This window comes from Vibrio sp. Evd11 (assembly GCF_900382755.1).
Classification (GTDB): domain Bacteria; phylum Pseudomonadota; class Gammaproteobacteria; order Enterobacterales; family Vibrionaceae; genus Vibrio; species Vibrio lentus.
Genome location: NZ_OSDX01000051.1, coordinates 1 through 19,434, shown reverse-complemented (window position 1 = coordinate 19,434; position 19,434 = coordinate 1). Strand labels below are relative to the sequence as shown.

24 protein-coding genes and 1 pseudogene are annotated in these 19,434 nt (G+C 43.1%); 7 read left to right on the top strand and 18 right to left on the bottom strand.

What is annotated here, in order from left to right; genetic code table 11:
- Positions 1-122: 122 nt before the first annotated feature.
- The 3 genes from ED652_RS18070 to rsuA form a co-directional block, all read right to left on the bottom strand.
- A complete protein-coding gene (locus tag ED652_RS18070) occupies positions 123-782 on the bottom strand; it encodes a DUF2913 family protein (RefSeq protein ID WP_122055697.1) in 660 nt (219 codons plus the stop codon).
- Positions 782-1,999, bottom strand: a complete 1,218-nt coding sequence (locus ED652_RS18065) for a Bcr/CflA family multidrug efflux MFS transporter (protein WP_017079054.1) — start codon at positions 1,997-1,999, stop codon at positions 782-784. Before ED652_RS18065 ends, ED652_RS18070 begins: the two co-directional genes overlap by 1 nt.
- A 129-nt stretch (positions 2,000-2,128) precedes the next feature.
- Positions 2,129-2,824, bottom strand: coding sequence for a 16S rRNA pseudouridine(516) synthase RsuA (gene rsuA / locus ED652_RS18060; RefSeq protein WP_004734669.1), 696 nt, complete (start codon positions 2,822-2,824; stop codon positions 2,129-2,131).
- A 97-nt stretch (positions 2,825-2,921) separates the two neighbouring features.
- On the opposite strand from rsuA, the gene ED652_RS18055 reads away from it, so the two are divergent.
- From ED652_RS18055 to ED652_RS18040, 4 genes are all read left to right on the top strand, one after another.
- Complete coding sequence (locus tag ED652_RS18055) at positions 2,922-4,664, top strand: DEAD/DEAH box helicase (protein WP_004734668.1); 1,743 nt, start codon at positions 2,922-2,924, stop codon at positions 4,662-4,664.
- A gap of 104 nt (positions 4,665-4,768) precedes the next feature.
- Complete coding sequence (locus ED652_RS18050; protein ID WP_004734667.1) at positions 4,769-5,167, top strand: PepSY domain-containing protein; 399 nt, start codon at positions 4,769-4,771, stop codon at positions 5,165-5,167.
- Positions 5,168-5,254: 87 nt separating this feature from the next.
- Entirely contained in the window at positions 5,255-5,914 is a 660-nt protein-coding gene (locus tag ED652_RS18045) for a response regulator transcription factor (RefSeq protein ID WP_004734666.1), read from the top strand.
- Positions 5,915-6,035: 121 nt separating this feature from the next.
- Positions 6,036-7,385: an ATP-binding protein gene (locus tag ED652_RS18040; RefSeq protein WP_122055696.1), complete on the top strand. Its 1,350-nt coding sequence runs from the start codon at positions 6,036-6,038 to the stop codon at positions 7,383-7,385.
- A gap of 188 nt (positions 7,386-7,573) precedes the next feature.
- Here ED652_RS18040 and ED652_RS18035 read toward each other — a convergent pair whose 3' ends face one another.
- The 3 genes from ED652_RS18035 to ED652_RS18025 all read right to left on the bottom strand — a co-directional run bounded on the left by ED652_RS18035 (position 7,574) and on the right by ED652_RS18025 (position 10,231).
- Positions 7,574-7,954 carry a VOC family protein gene (locus ED652_RS18035; RefSeq protein WP_017111624.1) on the bottom strand — a complete coding sequence of 127 codons (381 nt, stop codon included), beginning with the start codon at positions 7,952-7,954 and terminating at the stop codon, positions 7,574-7,576.
- A 226-nt stretch (positions 7,955-8,180) separates the two neighbouring features.
- Positions 8,181-9,488, bottom strand: a complete 1,308-nt coding sequence (locus ED652_RS18030) for an LssY C-terminal domain-containing protein (RefSeq protein WP_122055695.1) — start codon at positions 9,486-9,488, stop codon at positions 8,181-8,183.
- A gap of 14 nt (positions 9,489-9,502) precedes the next feature.
- Positions 9,503-10,231, bottom strand: coding sequence for a glycosyltransferase (locus ED652_RS18025; RefSeq protein WP_122055694.1), 729 nt, complete (start codon positions 10,229-10,231; stop codon positions 9,503-9,505).
- A gap of 369 nt (positions 10,232-10,600) precedes the next feature.
- Between ED652_RS18025 and rplY the strand changes: the two genes are divergently transcribed.
- Positions 10,601-10,879, top strand: a complete 279-nt coding sequence (rplY, locus tag ED652_RS18020) for a 50S ribosomal protein L25 (RefSeq protein WP_017079048.1) — start codon at positions 10,601-10,603, stop codon at positions 10,877-10,879.
- A 168-nt stretch (positions 10,880-11,047) separates the two neighbouring features.
- On the opposite strand, the gene ED652_RS18015 is transcribed toward rplY, so the two are convergent.
- From ED652_RS18015 to ED652_RS18000, 4 genes are all read right to left on the bottom strand, one after another.
- Positions 11,048-11,440, bottom strand: a complete 393-nt coding sequence (locus tag ED652_RS18015) for an NUDIX hydrolase (protein ID WP_122055693.1) — start codon at positions 11,438-11,440, stop codon at positions 11,048-11,050.
- A 30-nt stretch (positions 11,441-11,470) separates the two neighbouring features.
- A complete protein-coding gene (locus ED652_RS18010; RefSeq protein WP_122055692.1) occupies positions 11,471-11,980 on the bottom strand; it encodes an RDD family protein in 510 nt (169 codons plus the stop codon).
- 146 nt (positions 11,981-12,126) lie between these two features.
- Positions 12,127-12,888, bottom strand: coding sequence for a nucleotidyltransferase domain-containing protein (locus tag ED652_RS18005; RefSeq protein ID WP_108208837.1), 762 nt, complete (start codon positions 12,886-12,888; stop codon positions 12,127-12,129).
- A 71-nt stretch (positions 12,889-12,959) separates the two neighbouring features.
- Positions 12,960-13,622, bottom strand: coding sequence for a DNA alkylation repair protein (locus ED652_RS18000; RefSeq protein WP_017079045.1), 663 nt, complete (start codon positions 13,620-13,622; stop codon positions 12,960-12,962).
- Positions 13,623-13,826: 204 nt separating this feature from the next.
- On the opposite strand from ED652_RS18000, the gene ED652_RS17995 reads away from it, so the two are divergent.
- Positions 13,827-14,348 carry a type II secretion system protein gene (locus ED652_RS17995; protein WP_122055691.1) on the top strand — a complete coding sequence of 174 codons (522 nt, stop codon included), beginning with the start codon at positions 13,827-13,829 and terminating at the stop codon, positions 14,346-14,348.
- A gap of 87 nt (positions 14,349-14,435) precedes the next feature.
- Here ED652_RS17995 and ED652_RS17990 read toward each other — a convergent pair whose 3' ends face one another.
- The 8 genes and pseudogenes from ED652_RS17990 to ED652_RS23805 all read right to left on the bottom strand — a co-directional run bounded on the left by ED652_RS17990 (position 14,436) and on the right by ED652_RS23805 (position 18,874).
- Positions 14,436-14,969, bottom strand: coding sequence for a GNAT family N-acetyltransferase (locus tag ED652_RS17990; protein WP_122055690.1), 534 nt, complete (start codon positions 14,967-14,969; stop codon positions 14,436-14,438).
- 2 nt (positions 14,970-14,971) lie between these two features.
- Complete coding sequence (locus tag ED652_RS17985; protein ID WP_122055689.1) at positions 14,972-15,508, bottom strand: GNAT family N-acetyltransferase; 537 nt, start codon at positions 15,506-15,508, stop codon at positions 14,972-14,974.
- Positions 15,509-15,558: 50 nt separating this feature from the next.
- The gene (locus ED652_RS17980; protein WP_122055688.1) at positions 15,559-15,954 is read right to left on the bottom strand and encodes a DUF3465 domain-containing protein; all 396 of its coding nucleotides are present in this window, start codon (positions 15,952-15,954) and stop codon (positions 15,559-15,561) included.
- 66 nt (positions 15,955-16,020) lie between these two features.
- Complete coding sequence (locus ED652_RS17975; protein ID WP_122055687.1) at positions 16,021-16,272, bottom strand: TIGR03643 family protein; 252 nt, start codon at positions 16,270-16,272, stop codon at positions 16,021-16,023.
- 112 nt (positions 16,273-16,384) lie between these two features.
- The gene (locus ED652_RS17970; protein ID WP_122055686.1) at positions 16,385-16,906 is read right to left on the bottom strand and encodes a GNAT family N-acetyltransferase; all 522 of its coding nucleotides are present in this window, start codon (positions 16,904-16,906) and stop codon (positions 16,385-16,387) included.
- A 146-nt stretch (positions 16,907-17,052) separates the two neighbouring features.
- Positions 17,053-17,864 (bottom strand): annotated as a pseudogene (locus tag ED652_RS17965) (hypothetical protein).
- Positions 17,865-18,068: 204 nt separating this feature from the next.
- Complete coding sequence (locus tag ED652_RS17960) at positions 18,069-18,494, bottom strand: hypothetical protein (protein ID WP_122055685.1); 426 nt, start codon at positions 18,492-18,494, stop codon at positions 18,069-18,071.
- 215 nt (positions 18,495-18,709) lie between these two features.
- Positions 18,710-18,874, bottom strand: a complete 165-nt coding sequence (locus tag ED652_RS23805; RefSeq protein WP_162929960.1) for a hypothetical protein — start codon at positions 18,872-18,874, stop codon at positions 18,710-18,712.
- A 148-nt stretch (positions 18,875-19,022) separates the two neighbouring features.
- On the opposite strand from ED652_RS23805, the gene ED652_RS17955 reads away from it, so the two are divergent.
- Positions 19,023-19,214 carry a hypothetical protein gene (locus ED652_RS17955; RefSeq protein WP_004734640.1) on the top strand — a complete coding sequence of 64 codons (192 nt, stop codon included), beginning with the start codon at positions 19,023-19,025 and terminating at the stop codon, positions 19,212-19,214.
- The last annotated feature ends 220 nt before the right edge of the window (positions 19,215-19,434 follow it).

Here is a 19,434-nt window from a genome sequence, read left to right as displayed (position 1 = left end):
ATAATTCGAGTGTCGGGATGCGAAGGGATTAAAAGTAGATACGAGATTGAATTGCGGGTACGAAAACAAAAAGAGCAGGCTCAATGGCCTGCTCTTTGAATCTCTAATCTCGCATATCTCCCTTAGCCAATAACGCTAATTGGGATCTCAGCCAGCTGGTTGCCTTGGTTAGCAGGGTAAACAATGTATTCACCGTGATACTTCACCACAGACTTGTAGTCCGTTACTTTGTGAAGCATGAAACCCGCTTCCATCGCTGCTTGAATGAACTCGGCGTGGTTACCACGAACAAACCAGTTCATTGGCTTAACTATCAACTCACCGTCGAAAGAGTCATCACACTGTTTGCCACAAAGTGCAAAAGAGTGTTCGCCATCCGTAAAGAATTGAATCTTACCGCCAGTCGTTAGCTCATCTTCACTCGATACGCTCCAACCCATCTCGTACATTTTGTCCATGAACGCTTCAACATCACTGTCTTTAAGCACTTTAGGCTCTTCGCCTTCAGGGAAAAAACGCCCGTAAAACGCAGAAATACGTTTAAAGGTAAAAGTTAAATCAGAGTTATTGCCTTTTGAGCGACCCTGTTTCTGCCAGCGAACCAAGTCAGGCACAATCACGCGATCATAAGCTTGGGATTTAATTGCCTTTGTTACCCAACGAACCAAATAAAGGTTGTTCGCAATAGGCGCATCAATCGCTTTGCCTGCTTTGTGCAGAGCGTAAAGCTCGCCCAATGCGTCATTCACTAACTTCTGAATTTCAATATAGTATTTTGACATTATGCCTTCTTTCCTAATGTCCAATATAGTAATGCTGACATTACTGCACACGCAGCCATTACCATAGCCATAGACCCAGCACTGTCACTTGGCAGCATCGCAACGATAGCCCCAACGACAGAACCAGTACCAAATCTTAATGTTCCCGCAAGCGATGAAGCCGTGCCTGCCATGTTTGGATAACCACTGAGCAAAAGACCCATAGAGTTACTGCCGATAGTAGAGATAGTGCCAATAAATAGCATCACAAACGGCACAATTCCCCAAAGCCCGAGATCCAATGCCCAACCGACAAGTAAGCCTACGCCAGCCAGTAATTGGATGACCAGAGCTGCCCTCAACATTGTATGAGAACCGACCTTCTTAACGATTCGACCATTGATTGTCGTCATCAGAATCATCGCAACAATGTTCAGACCAAATAGGTAACCAAACAGGTCAGGACGTACGCCATAGACATCAATGTAGACAAAAGAGCCTGCGGTTAAGAATGCAAACATCCCAGAGAACGAAAACGCACCCGAGAAAATCAGGCCCATAGCAGTCGGGTTTTTACATAAACGAGCGTAATTACGAATCGTGGTTTTAAAGCGCAATGGTTGACGATTATCGACAGGCAGTGTCTCAGGAATTTTGATTATCACCGCGAGAATGACAATCACCGCAAAAATAGCCAATACCCAAAAGATTGAACGCCAACCGAACCACAATGCTAAGTAACCACCAATCATCGGCGCGATAAGTGGTGCAACCGTCATCACCAAGGTAACGAACGACATGGTTCTCGCGAAATCTTCACGGTCGAACATATCACGCACAACGGCTTGGATTATTACCGCCGCCGCCGCACCAGCGAAACCTTGAGCGGTACGGACTAACGTTAGCGCTTCAATGCCATGAGTCGTCGCACTCACAACAGACGCGACCGCAAAAAAGAATACACCAATCAGTAGAACAGGCTTGCGACCATAACTGTCGGCTAACGGACCATGTAACAACTGACCTAATGCAAAACCTGCGGTATACGCTGTGAGTGTGATTTGTACTTCACCCGCTGTAACGCCGAGATCTTTGGCGATCGTTGGCATAGCAGGCAAGTACATATCGATGGCGAGTGGTGTCAGTGCACCAATCGCACCCAGAACCAAAAATAGCATCCAACCTAACTGAGGAGTTTGTGGTTGTGAGCTTGGTGTCTGTTGGGTAGACGTTTGCATAACTCTCCGACTAAGTACTAGGTTTTATGTAAGCATGAACATATAACAATAATGGCTGAAACTGTCCTAGTACCAGTCAAAATAATCAGCCGACGCTATCCTTGGTCGGCCACATCTACGGCAGAAAGATTACTTCCAGATAGAGTCGACTTCTTCTTGTGTTAGGTAACGGTATTCACCCAACTCTAAAGATTCATCCATCTCGATTTCACCGATACGCTCACGGTGTAGCCCTTCAACTTTATTACCAAGTGCCGCAAACATACGTTTTACTTGGTGGTATTTGCCTTCGTGAATCGTTAACAGTACTTCACGCTCAGCACGAACTTCTAAGTGTGCTGGAAGTGTTAGGCCATCTTCGCTCTTAAGCTGGATGCCCTCTTTGAATTTTTCAACGTAATCGTCTTCAACAGGTTCAACCAACCACACACGGTACGTCTTCTCGCACTTGTGCTTTGGTGATGTGATGCGGTGAGACCACTTACCATCATCGGTAATCAACACAAGACCCGTCGTATCAATATCTAGACGACCAGCAAAGTGCAGCTTGTCCATTTTGATTTCATCGAGTAATTCAAAGGCGATACGATTTGCGCCATCTTCATGCGAACAAACAAAGCCTTCTGGCTTATAAAGCATGATGTAACGTGGGCCGTGAACATTCAGTTCATTGCCTTGCCATTCCACAACGCACTCTTCAGTTACCTTGAGTGAACCGCTTTTTTGAATGACATCATTTACTGTCACTGCCTTGGATTTTAATAAGTGTGTTGCTTCTCTTCGAGTGACGCCTAACGCATCGCACAGAAATTTATCTAAACGCATGAATACCTCAACTAATCTAAGTCGGGTATTATAGTCACCTTTGCTCAATTAGTTGAGCTATTTCACACTATTTGTTTTCTACCCTACAAGACGCGATATGTATACACTCCGCCCGTACCAAGCTGATTCTGTAAAATCAGTGATTCATTACTTCAGAAAACACCAAACTCCGGCTGTTCTTGTGTTGCCTACAGGCGCAGGAAAAAGCCTTGTGATTGCAGAGCTAGCAAGGCTTGCGAAAGGTCGAGTGCTGGTACTCGCTCACGTTAAAGAGTTGGTCGAACAAAACCATGAAAAGTATGAAGGTTATGGGCTAAAAGGCTCAATTTTCTCTGCGGGTTTAGGGCGAAAAGAGACAGACCAACAAGTGGTGTTCGCTTCGGTTCAATCTGTGGTTCGCAACCTCGATTCATTCTCTAACCAATTTTCACTGTTGGTTATCGACGAATGCCACCGTGTTCCCGATGAAAAGACCAGTAGCTACCAAAAAGTGATCACTCACTTGCGCGAGAATAATTCGGGCATCAAGGTGCTTGGGCTGACCGCGACCCCATATCGTCTTGGTATGGGTTGGCTTTATCAGTATCACACGCGTGGACAAGTACGATCTGAAGAGCCTAGGTTTTTCAGAGATTGTATTTTCGAGTTGCCGATTCGCTACTTGTTGGACGAAGGCTTTCTAACACCAGCACGTATGATCGATGCGCCAGTATTGAGTTATGACTTTTCACAGCTAAAACCTGCAAGTACAGGCCGCTACAAAGAAGCAGAACTCGATATGGTGATCGAGCAATCTAAACGTGCGACCCCACAAATTGTCGACCAGATCATTGAGCTGGCCAAAGACAAGTTAGGGATCATGGTATTTGCTGCCACTGTTAGACACGCACAAGAGATCCTTGGCTTACTGCCCGAAGGTGAATCGTCAATCGTAATCGGCGACACACCAACTCTCGAACGTGACCAAATCATCAGTGACTTCAAAGAACGTAAAATCAAGTTCTTGGTTAACGTATCGGTATTAACGACAGGTTTTGATGCCCCTCATGTGGATTTAATCGCGATTTTGCGCCCGACAGAGTCCATCAGTTTGTATCAACAAATCGTTGGCCGTGGCTTACGCTTATCGCCGGGTAAAAAAGAGTGTTTAGTGCTCGACTATGCAGGCAACAGTTACGATCTTTACCAACCTGAAGTGGGCGACCCTAAACCCGACTCAGACAGTGAAATCATCACCATCCCCTGTCCTGCATGCGGCTTCAACAATAACTTCTGGGGCAAGCTAGACAGCAATGGCTTCTTGCTCGAGCACTTTGGCCGTAAATGCCAAGGCTACTTTACCGATGAAGACACGGGCGAACGCGAACACTGTAATTATCGCTTCCGAGCCAAATACTGCGGTGAATGCGGCGCTGACAACGACATTGCCGCGCGCATTTGCCATGAGTGCGATGCAACCTTAGTCGACCCAGATAAAAAACTTAAAGAAGCACTGAACTTAAAAGATGCGTTGGTGTTTGAGTGTTTAGAGATGGACCTTAACGTTCTCAAGGACGACAAAGGTAAGTCGCAACTTAAAGTCACTTACCGTGGCGAAAACCAAGCACAAGTGCATGAATTTTGGTCATTAACCACCAAGAAACAGAAGCAGAACTTTAAAGATCAGTTTGTTCGCCCTCACCTTGCCGACAGACACCGCCCTTTTGAAGAAGCTTCACCAACGAAAGTGGTTGCTCATCAACATCGATTCCGCCCACCTCAATTCGTGATTGCACGTAAAGTCGGGCGTTTTTGGAAAATGAGAGACAAGATATTCGAAGACGAGCTTCAGCAACGTTAACATCTCACTTTTTGAGAACCTAAATCTCATTATTCATCAGGTTCACTTTCTGTTCAGAATTACTTTTTTATACTGAACGCTATCAACCTTCTCTAGGATTCGCTATGTTTAGTAAAGTTATGATTTCTATGTTTTCTTTAAGCTTAGGCTTATGTGTCGCTGCTAGTGCGTGGGCTGACTCAGATCATAACGGTCATGATCTTGTACAAGATGTCCATAAAGCGGGAACCCGTATCGAATTTGAAGAAGATCAAGACGAAGTCTACGAAGCCGTACGCGAAGGCTATATTCGCCCTTTCTCAGAAATGTATGCGGCCGTTGAGAACGATCTTCATGGCAGAATCATTAAAGTAGAGCTAGAAGAAGATGACGACATTTGGGTGTATGAACTAAAAATCAATTACCAAAACAACATCATCAAAGTCGAATACAACGCCGAGACGTTAGAGATGCTCATGATTAAAGGCCGAAACTTTAAAGACGCAATTAAACACGGTGAATAAGTAAGCGCCGCAACTTTAAAGACGCCATTGATCACGACGACCATTAAGCACAACGAACAGTCATTACAAGAATTAAGAAGAACAATTATGAAAATTTTAGTCGTTGAAGACGAACCTCGCTTGGGCCAACAAATTCTAGAAACCCTTGAGGGAGCCGACTGGGTTCCAGAACTTTCTCAAGACGGTATTGACGCACTCTACCGTGCAACATCAGAAGAGTGGGATGCCATCGTTCTCGATTTAGGTCTACCTAAGCTGGACGGCCTAACCGTATTAAAAGGCATTCGAGACGAAAACATTAACACGCCAGTGATTATCTTGAGTGCGCGTGACACGCTTACGCAGCGTGTAGAAGGCTTGAATGCAGGCGCTGATGACTACCTAACTAAACCATTCGAAATGGTCGAGCTGATAGCCCGCATTCGTGCTCAACTACGCCGAGCGTCAGGCAGTGCTGCTCCTATACTTCAAATTGGTGATTTAAGCCTAGACACACGCAGCTCTAAAGTGTTATGGCAAGGTCAAGCGGTTAGCCTCACGGCGCTAGAATATAAAGTTGTTGCGTACTTCATGCATAACCAAAACAAAGTTATCTCGCGCACTGAGTTGGTTGAGCATATCTACAAGCAAGACTTCGACCGCGACTCGAACACGGTTGAAGTGTTCATCGGTCGTATTCGTAAGAAGATCGCACCTAAGATAATAAAAACCGTTCGTGGCCTTGGCTACCAACTGAATGCTGAATAACGCTGTATTTAATTAAGCTAAGAGCAGTCATCAATTTAAGCACAACCATCAATTAAGTGGACAGCCTGTGCTGATCGTCGTTGTTCTCATAGCAAGATGAGCAAAGACAGGCTGGTAACGTATGAATCTAAAAAAACGAACACTTAAAAACGTCAGTCTAAAAAGCCGCTTGCTCCTCGCCGCGGCTTTTTGGCTAGGTGCGATGATATTAGCGGCAGGCGTCGGAATACCTAAGTTGGTTAACGATTACTTGGTCGATGACGTCAAGCAACAGCTCAGCCTAACCATGGACGAGTTAACCGCCAACATAGAAACCAACGACAGTGGTAACCTCATCATGGCAGAGCGTCTGTCTGATCCTAGGTTTAACCAACCCTACAGTGGTATTTATTGGCGAGCCGCTACTCAAGACCAGATTATTCGATCTCGATCTCTATGGGACAAAGACCTCACCATCAAGCGTTCGCCGATTCATACTTCAATCAAAGGGCCTGAGAAAGAAAAGCTGATTTACATCGAGCAGGATATCTACCTGCCTGAACTGAACGATCCTGTCACGATCACCATTGGTATTGATGAAGACCCATTAGAATCCACACTGACCGAACTTACAGGTCAAGTCTGGTTGATTCTGATGTTGCTGTTTGTGGGCGTGCTGATGTTGATTGGTATTCAAGTCAGCTGGTCACTATTGCCACTCAGTAAGATGCAACGTGAACTGGTGATGTTAAGAAACGGCGAGCAACAAGGGTTAAGCGACAACTACCCGAAAGAGGTTTCTCCATTGGTTTCTGACCTCAATGCCCTACTCTTCCACTATCAAGAGTTATTGGAACGAGCGCGTAACCACGCTGGAAACTTATCTCACGCTTTGAAAACACCGCTGTCGGTTTTGAAAAATGAGATAGAGCGACTTCCAGATGATGATAAGACCTTGTTACAACAACCCATTCATCAGATTCAGAACCAAATAGATTATCATCTTGGCCGTGCACGCATGGCAGGTGCAATGAACATTCTTTCGGTGAAATCGTCACCTTGTGAGCGTGTTGAAGCTATCTCAATGGCGTTTGATAAAGTCTACGCTGCTAACGAAGTCACCATGATTAACGAGCTAGACTCTGAGATTGAAGTGGCAGTAGAGAAAACCGACCTTGATGAAATGGTCGGCAACCTACTCGAGAACAGTTACAAATGGGCGAACAGCATTATCCGAGTCCATTCGAATGAACTCGACGATGGCAACATTGAATTGGTGATTGAAGATGATGGCCAAGGCATTCCTGAAGAGAAACTTGAGCAAGTCACCAAACGTGGTGTTCGACTTGATGAAACCACACCGGGAACAGGATTGGGGCTTAACATCGTGAATGAAATGGCGCACAGCTACCGAGGCAGCCTAACGCTCAGCAAGAGCCCAATGGGCGGATTGAAAGCCTCTCTTGTTCTGAAGGTGTCTAAGGTCGTATAAAGCTCTTAATCGGAACATAAAAGCTAAACCACACATAAAAGCAGGAGTTTGCACAATTTTGCAAACTCCTGCTTTTTTCTACCAATACACCATTGTATTGAACGGCGATACCTTCAACATAACCAGCGCGTCTATGGTCAGTCAGACCTTATTCAATCCGATCATAGCCAATCACAGACAACCGCCAATTATTGCATAGAGTGAAGCCCTATCATGTTGCCTTCACTATCACTCACAATACTGATAAAACCATGCTGCCCAATGGCCATTTTCGGCACTTGTAAAGCTCCACCATTTTCTGCGGCTCGACTTGCTTCTGTCGCACAATCCTCACAAGAGAAATAGACCATCGTGCTGTTGCCGCCAGCTTTGACATGAGACATATAACACAGCGCACCTGTAGCGCCGTAGCTGTCCATATCACAAGGAAACACCCACATTTCAACATCCATTCCCGCTTCAACATCTAGCTTATCAAGAGTGACATTAAACACAGCCTCATAAAAAGCCTTCGCTCGCATCATATCGTCGACGTAAATTTCAAACCAACCAATCGGATTCATTTGCATAACTTTGTCCTTAGCTTGTGCTTCTTAATAGCACCTTATTAGCATAGACAAAGGCAGAGAGATTAATGCGGAATAAGGACTTTGATTTGGAACTAAACAGTGGTGAAGTTTCCCACTGAGCATTATGTTAATAAGGGTTTAAACAAGGCTCAATGGGAACATTCTAAGAATCAATGGGATAATCCGAGGAGACGAAAAATAGAGTGTGATGTGTTAATCCGGGCTTCTATATGTCATTGGCTGCGACATCCAGTTTCTGTTCGTCAAAACCATAGGAACTCGCCCCAATCATGAGTATGTTGCCATCAGTATAATAGTCATTGCTATCATTCATTACCTCAGCCTTAGCAAGCGGCACATTCGCGATACCTAGACTCGGATAAAGCGATTTAATTTGTTCTGCCAGCCTATCGCGCTCTTCATCCGCATTAGGATCAACCCGATGAAGAATGGTGACAATACCAGAATACGGGGTCACTTTAAGACCATCATCGTAGCTGATTGCGCCTAACCACTTAGGTCGATTGCTATTATGATCAAGCCCTGCATTCCACCAACGAATATGGCTTCTTTTCATTAGATTCCCCGGCAGTTGAAAAGCCATATCTTGTGGCTTGTTTCGCCAATATAAATCCGACACTGGCGGCGTTTTCTCTTTCAACAATACGAGATAACCTGTCCATTCAATCTCATTACGAGAGAAGGTTTGATTCTCTATCCAACCGAGTTGATTCATCAATTCACGCGGTGACTCCCCAACGTAAACAACATTAATCGCTTGTGCGTCATAAATCGGGGACAGGCCGGGAAATGCCTTATATGTTACTTGCTCAAGGTCAATAGAAGCGACCTCTTCTGATATTTGCTGCGTTAAAAAATCATCCGCTTTCCAGAAGAAGTGGGCGTAATTTGCATACAACACAGATGCTAACAATAAGGCACTCGATTTCAGCATCAGGTATCGCCATTTCATTCTATAACCAATGATCGTCACGACTAAAACGGCAAATGCGCCAAGTATTAAGCTTTGGTGTTCAGCGAGGAATATCTTAACGCTATTAAGCAAAGGAAAGCTCTCGACGCCATGCGCCAATAACATGCCCCAAGCGATAAATTGTCCGCCGCCAAGAATGAGCCCAAACAAAGCTAAAACACTAAAACTACGCCACGGTACACGGTGAGAACCGGCAATGAATGGCACAACCCATGCTATAGGCCCTAACAGACGGGCGAATAATATGAGATAGGTGCCCTTACGAGCAATTAAGAATCGACAACGCGCAATCAACCTTTTGGTTTTAGGGCGGAACTTGATCAGTTTACGCTGTGCTTTTGCGCCGTATCGGTAACCAATCAAATAACTCAACTGATCTCCCAATAGGCCTCCAAGCATCACAAACACCAGCGCAGACCAAGCACCTGAATACGCTTGGTACCCTGCTGCGATAAAGAAGGGCTCACCGGGCACAAACAAGTTGGGGCCAATCAACGCATCACCTAAAGCCCCTAAGAAAAGTCCTATTCCTTCAAACATTTCAACCCCAACGCTTATTGCTCGTTATAGTGTCCGAACTTATATTTCATTTCATTATTACGCATCTCGCCAGAGAAAAAACGTCGTACATTGGCTTGCAAATACGTCATGCCCGTTTTCATAATCCCATCTTGATCAAGCCTTCTAGGGTCGAATCCAAAAGTCATATTAAGGAAGCGAAAACGCCAAGTCTTGCTGGCTCTTTTCACGTAATCACAATCTTCACAAAGGACAATAGCTTCATCAAAGCCACCTATCTCTTGATGCACTCGTTTGGTCGAGAAAATACAAGCACCAACCGCTGTAGGGAAAAAGTATTGGGTCGTAAGCAAACCTGCGTTGAACAGTCCGTAACCTAATTTATGCACCAAAGGTAACCCCTTAGAACTCATGTACACGCCAGCCACTTCCAACTTTCTTTCATCAAGTTCGTAGAGCGCTTTTGCTAAGAAGTTACGAGGCAAGCTAACATCGGCATCTAAAAATAGGATTCTCGAGTGCTTAGCCAAAGAAGCGCCAGTGTTTCGGCCTAAACTCACACCACGCTCTTCCATATGATGCACGGTCAGCTCTGGCAAGGCGCTTTCATAAGCCTGAGCGACTTCTCTGGTGTTATCTTCACTATTGGAGTCGACAACAATTACTTCGAACTCTTGGTGGGTTTGCACACTCAACTCTTCCATCAAGCGCCCAATTCGTTTCTCTTCGTTTAATGTAATAACGACAATACTTACTGGTTCCATAGCTTCACCTATTCATTCTGCTGTTTGATTAGCATTAAGAATAACTAACCAAGCCTTAACCAAGTCTTAGGCGAACATTCATTTTCCGTTCATTAACTTGATGATTTAGTAGCACTATAAATAGATAAGATTGGCAATCTAAAAGGAGATAAAATGGGGTAAATAAGAGTTAGTGAACGTTTTATCTCCAAACGAATCATTTATCGAAGGAAATTCACTTTGAGATGGGCTTCTGACTTGCTCAGATTTGAATGTGATGTTAGTATCCGCGCTCGCTTAAGCATGAACTCGTTTATGCATAAGCTTTACCACATACTCAAGGTCGCATTGAGGTGTGAAGTTAATTTTTACTAATTTGAGAGTAAAACTATGAAATTTGAAGCAGTAGTACGTACTGAACTAGGTAAAGGTGCGAGCCGCCGCCTACGTCACGCTGGTAAATTCCCAGCTGTAATCTACGGTGGCGAAGCAGCAGCTGTAGCTATCGAACTTGTTCACGCTGAAGTGATCAACCAAATGGATAAGCCTGAATTCTACGAAGCAATCACTCTACTGATTGACGGCGCAGAAGTTAAGGTTAAGCCGCAAGACGTTCAACGTCACGCGTTCAAGCCTAAAGTTGAGCACATGGACTTCATCCGTATCTAATTCCCTACCAAGGAATAAGATTGGATTAATCCAAGCCTTCTGCATAGAAAAGATAATCGATCTTACCAGTCGAGAAATCTAGAAATTCGAAACCCCGATACTACCAACATCGGGGTTTCACCGTTTTTGAGCCCTCAAAAACGTCGTAAACATGTTATCGAATCCAAACTAAAGATACCTACCCACGCGCTCTACTTCTTTCAAAGCAATACGATCGGCTGCTATACCAACAGGAGCTGAACCTAGTGAATACCACTTAACATCATCAGCCTCTTGAGCGGTGATATCTCCTTCCCAGTCACTCACGATAAAATAATGAATCAACTGAAGTTCCTTCGTAGGATGGTAAAGCGAACACAAGTATTGGTAATCAATCGGAACAACATTAAGCTCTTCATCGAGCTCACGAAAGAGTGTCTGAACCAGGTTTTCACCGTGTTCAATATGGCCGCCAGGTATAGTGATTAAGCCGGGATCGGTCTCCTTAGACTCACTACGCTTTTCTAGCAATACTTGCGATTCGTTCAGCAAGATAAAAGAGACACACTCATATACATCCATCGGGGGTTCCTTAGGCCATAGTTTATATATTTAGACTTTCTTTACGACAACAGAGCCCGCAATGAAGTCGTGAATCGCTCTGCGTTTGTGATTAAACAACATAGAGATGAACTCTAAAAGAACCCAACCAATCATTGCGTAACCAACAAAAATAAAGGCTCGGGTTTGCTCTAATCTTTCCCAGGTTTGGCCGTAGAACGACAGTTGTGCATAAGCATAGAGACTAAAAGGTATAAGCATGATTGGGACAATATCTCTCATACAAGACTGTTTGAGGGTTAGGTTTCTGCTTTCAGATACATCGACCACTTTTACTCTCGTGACCATCTTACCAATCGTTTGTCCATATTTGGCATGCATACCAACGTAGTAAGTAATCCCTATCAGTGAATTCACAATTCCCCAAGCAAAAACACCACCTGAACTAATCACTCCAGAAAGCACGTAATCATCTATCCATTCCAATGGCAAAAATACGATTGAATCTATCCAGATAGCAAAGAAGCGTCTCCAAAAATTTGAATACTTATTGGTGTACATTCTTGTTCCTCACGCACTTATCGATAACGAAAGAGAGAAACTACAACACATAAGTTTTTTAAACATTAAACTGACCATAATTTATAAAACAAATGCGAAGTGGTATGCATATACCACCATTCCCCCAAATTGACTAGCCGATTCACCTACTCTCGAATCAGCTTTTTGCTCAGCCTTTCATACAATTCAAAAGCTTCTGTTTTAGATATCAAATTTCCGAGAGCGTATTGATGAGCTAGCTCAATATCGTCGCTTTGATTGGAGTAATAGCGCTTGGCGACTGCAGCGCACTGGCTCAGATTGGTGTACCAACTGCCGTCTTGCTCAGCCACAAAATAATACGCCGCTCGCACTAACTTTTTACCAATTACCTTAACGATATCCGCATCAGTCATTGTTTTGAAACTCGAGGGCATTTGCTTAAGAAAAGTCGATAAATCGCCATTAAGAGCTTGGGCTATTTCATTACTGGGCTTATATCGTGGAAACTTTATAGATAGATCATTCCCCCAAATACAACAGCAACAATGCTTGAGCCAAAACTGCCAATGGAATTCTTCGTTGGGCTGCAGAACCTCTGAGAGAGACCCTGGATCAATATCAAGCTTAGTCACTTGAGGATAGGTTTGGGGTATGGTGTCGGAAAGTAGGTTAAATACTTCCTTTTCTCTCTGACCAATAGGCGTAGCGAGTACGATCGAAACATCCAAATCAGAGCGACCAACAATGGCTGTTCCTCTAGGCACGCTTCCATACAAGTAGATACCATCAACTTGACCTGGAAGTTCTCTTAGCAGCGAATCAACGACTGCTGACACCACTTCTTGAAATTCAGTCGCAATGTTCTTTGGCGAATAAAGATTTTGAATGAACCCTTCTCGATCGAGTCCTCTAGTTTGTTCTTGCACCTTGGGTTCCTATTTTAATCGTTATAATTAATCACACCGGATTCTGATGATGATTTGAGGAGTGCCAGTGGTTAAAGTAACATTAACTCTCGCTTAGTTTTATCGTCCAACTTTTCAATCGCGTAGCGAAAAGCAACTCTTGGTATTGCGGCATGCTTAGCGTTTAAATAACCAATAACCTGTTGAGGTTCCTTTTTACTGAGGACTTTAAGCATCCAACCATATCCTTTCTGCACGAGGTCATGTCCATCTTCTAGCAATAGGTCTGCTACACAAAGCGGAGCCAACGCTGAGTATCGATTCTGATTGATCGGATAAATTAAGATGACAGCAGCAGCTCTACGTACAGCAAAATTTGAATGCTCGACCCATTTGGTTGTGAGTTCGAACAACTCATTGTATTGAGACAGTAACTCACCAAACGCATGAGTGCAGAAATCATCACAATCATTCCAGTCAGTGACATACTCCATTAACCAATGCTCAAAGATTGGAAACGTTTCTTTCGAATATTGTTTTCTTACTCTAAAAGCCCAGTCGTAAGCAATAACACCTAACGCCCAATCCCTTTCTTCAAGCAATTGAGTACACAGGGACAAAACATTAGAGATATCTTTATTTTTGATGGTTTTAAAAACGAGCGCCGATATAGATCGAACCAGCCCTGTTTTAACACTAGCCTCTGGATAACCAACGTCTGAAAGATGAAGCTTTACCGTTTCAACGATATTCATTAATTGCCAAACCTTCATAGAACTAAAATTAATATCAAAGTGAGATACACAGCGCTTAAACCATACGCATGGGATTTATAAAATATAAGTTACCTTAATCACAACATTCATTATTGAGCATTTAAATTACCACTAAAACAAGGATATTCCCTTTGGTAAGAGTAACTTATAATGCATACTAGCGACCTTAAAAAGAGGTGCTAAATGAAAAAGAACGGTTTTACACTTATTGAGCTTGTTGTCGTTATTGTGATCCTTGGAATACTCGCCGTAACTGCTGCTCCAAGGTTCCTCAACGTAAGTACCGATTCTCATATTGCAGTTGTTAAAGGTACTGGTGCTTCTTTTAAAACAGGGGTCGATCTTGCCTATTCAAAAAATTTAACCTCAAACGGTGGTGGTGCTTCCACGAATGTCCCTATCTATGATGACTCCGCGACCGGCCTGCTTGACTTCAATGAATGGGGATATCCAGCCCAGCAATGGCACTTACCTGAAGAATCTCCAAGATTAGATAACGCTGAAGATTGCATTTCGGTATGGGGCGCACTGCTCCTCGATCCACCTAGTGTTTCAAGTTTCAATTCACCAGAAGAAACCGACTACATTGCTGAATATGTACAGACGGATCAGTGTATCTATCATTATCGAGTCGTACCGGGTATTTCCATTGACTACAACTCAATGAATGGTGATGTCACTGTCGACGATGACCCAGATAACTAAACCTTAAATGTCGGTCTCTCAACATACTTGGAATTTGACGGTTTCTCTAAAGAAAAGTGCCACACATTAAGAATCAACACCTCACGTTTAAGACCGGATCGTTTTCGCGTAAACGAGCGTGCTGTCTAGCTCTCCTGATGGCAAACGTCGGTCATTAGCGAAACACGCCTCTTGTTGATATCCACATCGTTTAGCTACAGCCCGACTTTTCAAATTCGAGCCTGCCATTCTAATTTCGATTCGTTTCGCACCTTTTTGAATGAATGCATACTCTTCGATAATTCGGATGGCTTCACTCACATAACCAAAGCCAGTTTGGGATGTTTGTAACCAATAGCCAATTTCAAAGTAAGAGACAGTACCGCCTCTGATCATAAAACCAATAGCCCCGATAAATGCCCCCGTTTTCTTTTCAATAATATTGAACCAGAATTCTCCAATAAAGTTGGCGAAATTATTGGTAGCATCTTGAATGTTAAGTTCGAGCTGCTCTTTAGTTAGAGAATCAGAAACCCAAGGTAAGAATTGGGAAAACTCGACCTTGCATTCATTAATCACATCAAACATCTCTTCGCTGTATTTTAATGATGGGGGGGTTAATTTGAGCCTTTCACTTTCCATTGCTATGCCTTTTTCCATTCAGAACGTAGAATCGCCAGCACAACGGTATCCCACCACTTTCCTTTAAAAAATCGGTGTTGATTGAAATACGCTTCTTGCCTCATTCCGAGCACCTTACACAATTTAATCGCAGCCAAGTTCTTGCTGATGGTTTCCGCGTAAATACGGTGTATGCCTAACTCTGAGAAACCGAAACTAGCTAGGGCTGCTGCAGCCTCTAAACTTAGTCCTGTTCCCTGAGCTTCTCTCGCGAAAGCACAGCCCATTGAAGCTTGTAGGTTATCTTCAAGGCGTAAACAAACGGTTCCAATAAACTTCCCTGAATCTTTGCTTTCAACCGCTAGCTGGTAGGACTGTCGAGGAGCTTCTGAAGCCTGCTCAACAAACAGCTGGGTTAACTCTCGATATTTGTTAGGTTCGCAATCACTTTCATCATAGAAACGCTGATACTTAGCGTCTTGAGACATCGCAACAAAGGCACACTCGTCTTCGAAACTCATATCTCGAAGTATCAACCTGTCAGTTTCTAACTTAAACATCAAAATTCCTTTTTATCTTATAGCCTTGAAGGGAAAAGTCTCGAAGGTGTTTACTCGTATACGTTCCCATTGTGTTTTAACCAACCGTGAGCATGACGGTTGTTAGGGTCTCTGTGAGTCCAGTGAATTACGCCACCTTTCTTGTTCCATTCATATTCGCCATAGAATTCAACTCGGTCACCTTTTCCCAATCCTTGAATACGAGGAGCTAGGTCAATATTGTGCGCGACTAACACGGTTTGTTTACTGTCCAATCGTAAGATGAATTTTTGATGTCTAGAACCTTTGTTATCGTCTGGAAGTATTCGATAGACTGTACCAGAGCCACGAACTTGTACATCGCTTTGGTGACTCTCGTAAGCTTGTTTAAGACGAACATCATTAGCTTGAACATAACCAACGCCAAAGCAAAGCACTGCCAAAATTAGAGCAAAAAATTGTTTCATTCCTTTTATTCCTTTCGTTTCCATACTGATATATTCATTGGAATTGCTGGTTAAGTAAGTTCCTATTTAACGATGCTTGTATTGAGTAGGACAATACCCTCTCGATACGTCTGAACTGCGCAGTTTGACATGCTTGGTCGAGCGCCCAGAAACACGTGAGCGCCACAATTTAAAACTGCCAAGCTTCAGATGGCTTCGCATGAAGCGAATCACTTCTGATTCATTCAAACCAAATTGCAGCTCTATGGCCTCAAACGGGGTTCTATCTTCCCACGCCATTTCTATAATTCTTGATTCATTCTCTTTAGTTAGCTTCATTACATACTCATCCATTATAAACTGGGTAAAGTACGCTAGCTCTCACGTTTTAGATCAAAGTGTTATAGTTAAATTGAATACCAAATCACGCCCAAAAAGGGGGTATTTTCAGCTATCTTCTCTCCTGCCACTCGCAGCGCAACAACCCATATTTTACCGAGTCATAATACTCGCCTTGGAAATAACGAACTTTTCTGAGCCTCGCCTCTTGTTGAAAACCTAATTTCAAAGCCAGAGACATCATACGAGGGTTACCTGACCAAGTGGTTAAGCCCACTCGTTCGATCTGCTTGCTTTCGAATAGGTAAGATACCCAAAGAGGAAGAGCCAATGCAGCAATACCTTTACCCCAATACTCAGAGTTATAAATAACCACACCCGCTTCCAACCACCGTGTTTCTTCGCATTCCCAATAGCAACTGACAGTCCCAACAAGAACATCATCTACAACCACCAGCTGTAAATCGAACCCATCGAGTAAGCGTTGAAACGAATGGCTTTCAAATTCGTCTAATGACGGTTGGGAATATGGGAAATAAGGGCCGTTAAACTTCGTCCACTCATCGTTTGAGATAACCAAAGCATAAATGGTGGCCAATTCGCTAGGCATGGCGGGCCTAATACTTACCTGCATTTTCTCTCCTTGGTTTGCTGCTTAGGTTTGGTTCTTGGTCTAATTTCTAGAGGGATTAGTCGCGACCACAGCAGCTAGTAATCTCATAATAACCATTAATAATAAAGTAACTAAATCGAATGACTACCAATCGAGCAACGAGGTAATCATGGGGTTAGGTAAGCTTGTGCGAACTCTCTCAGCACTCTGCATTATTGTGGTGATTGCTATCTCCGCATTTTATACCATCCACTTTGATGTCCGGGCTGGAATAAGCAGGTATAACATCTCGCTCATAAGACATCACTGTGCCTCTATCAGCACAAATGGAACCAAAGGAATATTGAGGAGCTTTGGGATACGTTCCAGAGATGTAACTTTCGATACTACCAGAGTCTTTCAATAACGTTTTGTAGTCGTGATTAGCACCACTCAAATGGCCAATTTCATGTTCCATTGTCGAGTCTGGGCAATTTATCGCTAAAGAAAAAAAATAGGATGCTGAAGATGAAATACCACAATAATCAGACTCAAAACTAGAATTATAATTAGAAAAGACTATCCCTGTAAAAATGGGGACACCGTCTTCTGTTGTTTCAGGAATCGGTTCTTCCATCGATAATTTTAATAACCTCTCTGCTGCGCTCAAATCTTGAAACCATAGGCTATCGATTACCGAGGTGTAGGTCACCTTGGTTACTTTTCTCGTCATAGGAATGCAGGAGTTTTTCAACACCAGATTCGAATAGCTTTCCCATGTCGCTATTTTAGAGGCAACAAATGCTTTGGAATATTCGGCTAACACCGATTCATCAACATAAAGGTGGATCTCTGTATTCAAAACCTCGCTCTGTGCACAAGTAGGAAACTCGATGCTTTGAGCATGGGTCAATCGGCTAAAACTCGACACTAAAATCAAAGCGTAACCAACTAGCCGGATAAGTCTCGTTAAAAAACTCTTATTTACTCGCGTATTCACCGCCACCCTCTCTCTAAGTTCAAAGTCCTAAAGACCACTATAAATACCGTGACTTAAGGTTCATAACGTTCACATTTGCCAACATCGTCGTTGGCGTCTAAAAGTAACCTGCTCTATCTATGTTTTTCAGAAAATAAAAAAGCTCGCCAACGAGTGACGAGCCTTAATCATTATTGAACCTAACTGATTACGACACCTTGCTTACTAAGAAACTTGGTCACGTAACGTCAATTCGACATTTTTCAAAATTTTGAACTCTTCTCGAGTACAACCGCGAGCTACGGATACCCAATGATCACCGGTTTCGTCTGCCCCTTTAAATTCTGCACGCAACTCGTATTTTCGCCATGAGACAAAAGCCAAAATAAAAGTCAGCGCAAGCATACGCAGGCCAAACTGAGGAACAAACGCCCAAGTCGCAGCGGAAAGTACTAAAGCCAATGAAACGATATTGATAGCGTTTTCTTTGAAGCCCAATTGACGAATTTCTAACTGTTTAATTTTACGCAAACTATAAACATCTTTCTTAACTCGTAGTTCATTAGAACTGACAAGGAAATCCGTCTCTTTATATGGTTTACGAAATCGCATTAAATTCGCTAACCCGTTGCGTGTTTGGTTCTTATTCATCGCCTTTCTCCATGTTATTTAAAGGTTAGTAAAAACTAATATAATCATGAAGTTATTGATGAGTAGGGAATTTATAAATCAAATAAATGTTAAAATCAAGCCTGTGCAATTAATAACACTTATAACAACACGGGTTAAGCATGCAATATTTCAATATAGGGAGGATTCATTAGCGTGTTTCTGCATCACAAATCAGTGTACTTTAGCCAAGCTGGTTACAAGCCAATAATTGACCCAATCTCCCCTCTAACAAGCCAAACGGCAGGCATGATGTCTTCTGCTTTGTAACCACTTATTTCAACGAGATTTTTACAATGAATCTCGCGTTCTAGGAATGCTGAACCACCGTCACATAACGCTCCATCTTCCATAATCAACACAACTACGCACCCTCTTACTTATTGGATTTTTGAATACCAAAATCATTCAATTGAACATATCAACACAGCTTACCAATTAAGCAATTGATCTCATAATAAAGAGGTTGTACGCTTACATTATGCACACGGTTACCTAATGGAGATCACGATGAATGAACTACTGACATGCGCTATGGAACAGAAACAACGAACAACAGTGACGAGTTTATTCGCAAGGAATGGGTTCAAGATCGCAGCCACTGATTTTGATGACGTGACTTTCGAGCGAGAAAGTGTATTGGTCAATGTTCGTTTTGATGCGTCTTCAAACGTTGAATCGATTTCAATTCTAAACAACTAACGAGATCACTAGCAGGACGCTAAAATGATTGAATGGCCAACATTCGAGTCATTTTAGCGTATCTTGCGACCCGTTCTTTTCTACGTCCCCCATCCTCTTCTCTTCCAAAAAGCCTCCGAGTGACAATTAGATCAATAACTCGCAATTCCATCAGCTTGGCTTATATTTATTAGTCTCCTAAAAGGTTAAAACCACCGACTTTAGTCGGTCAGCTTTAGCT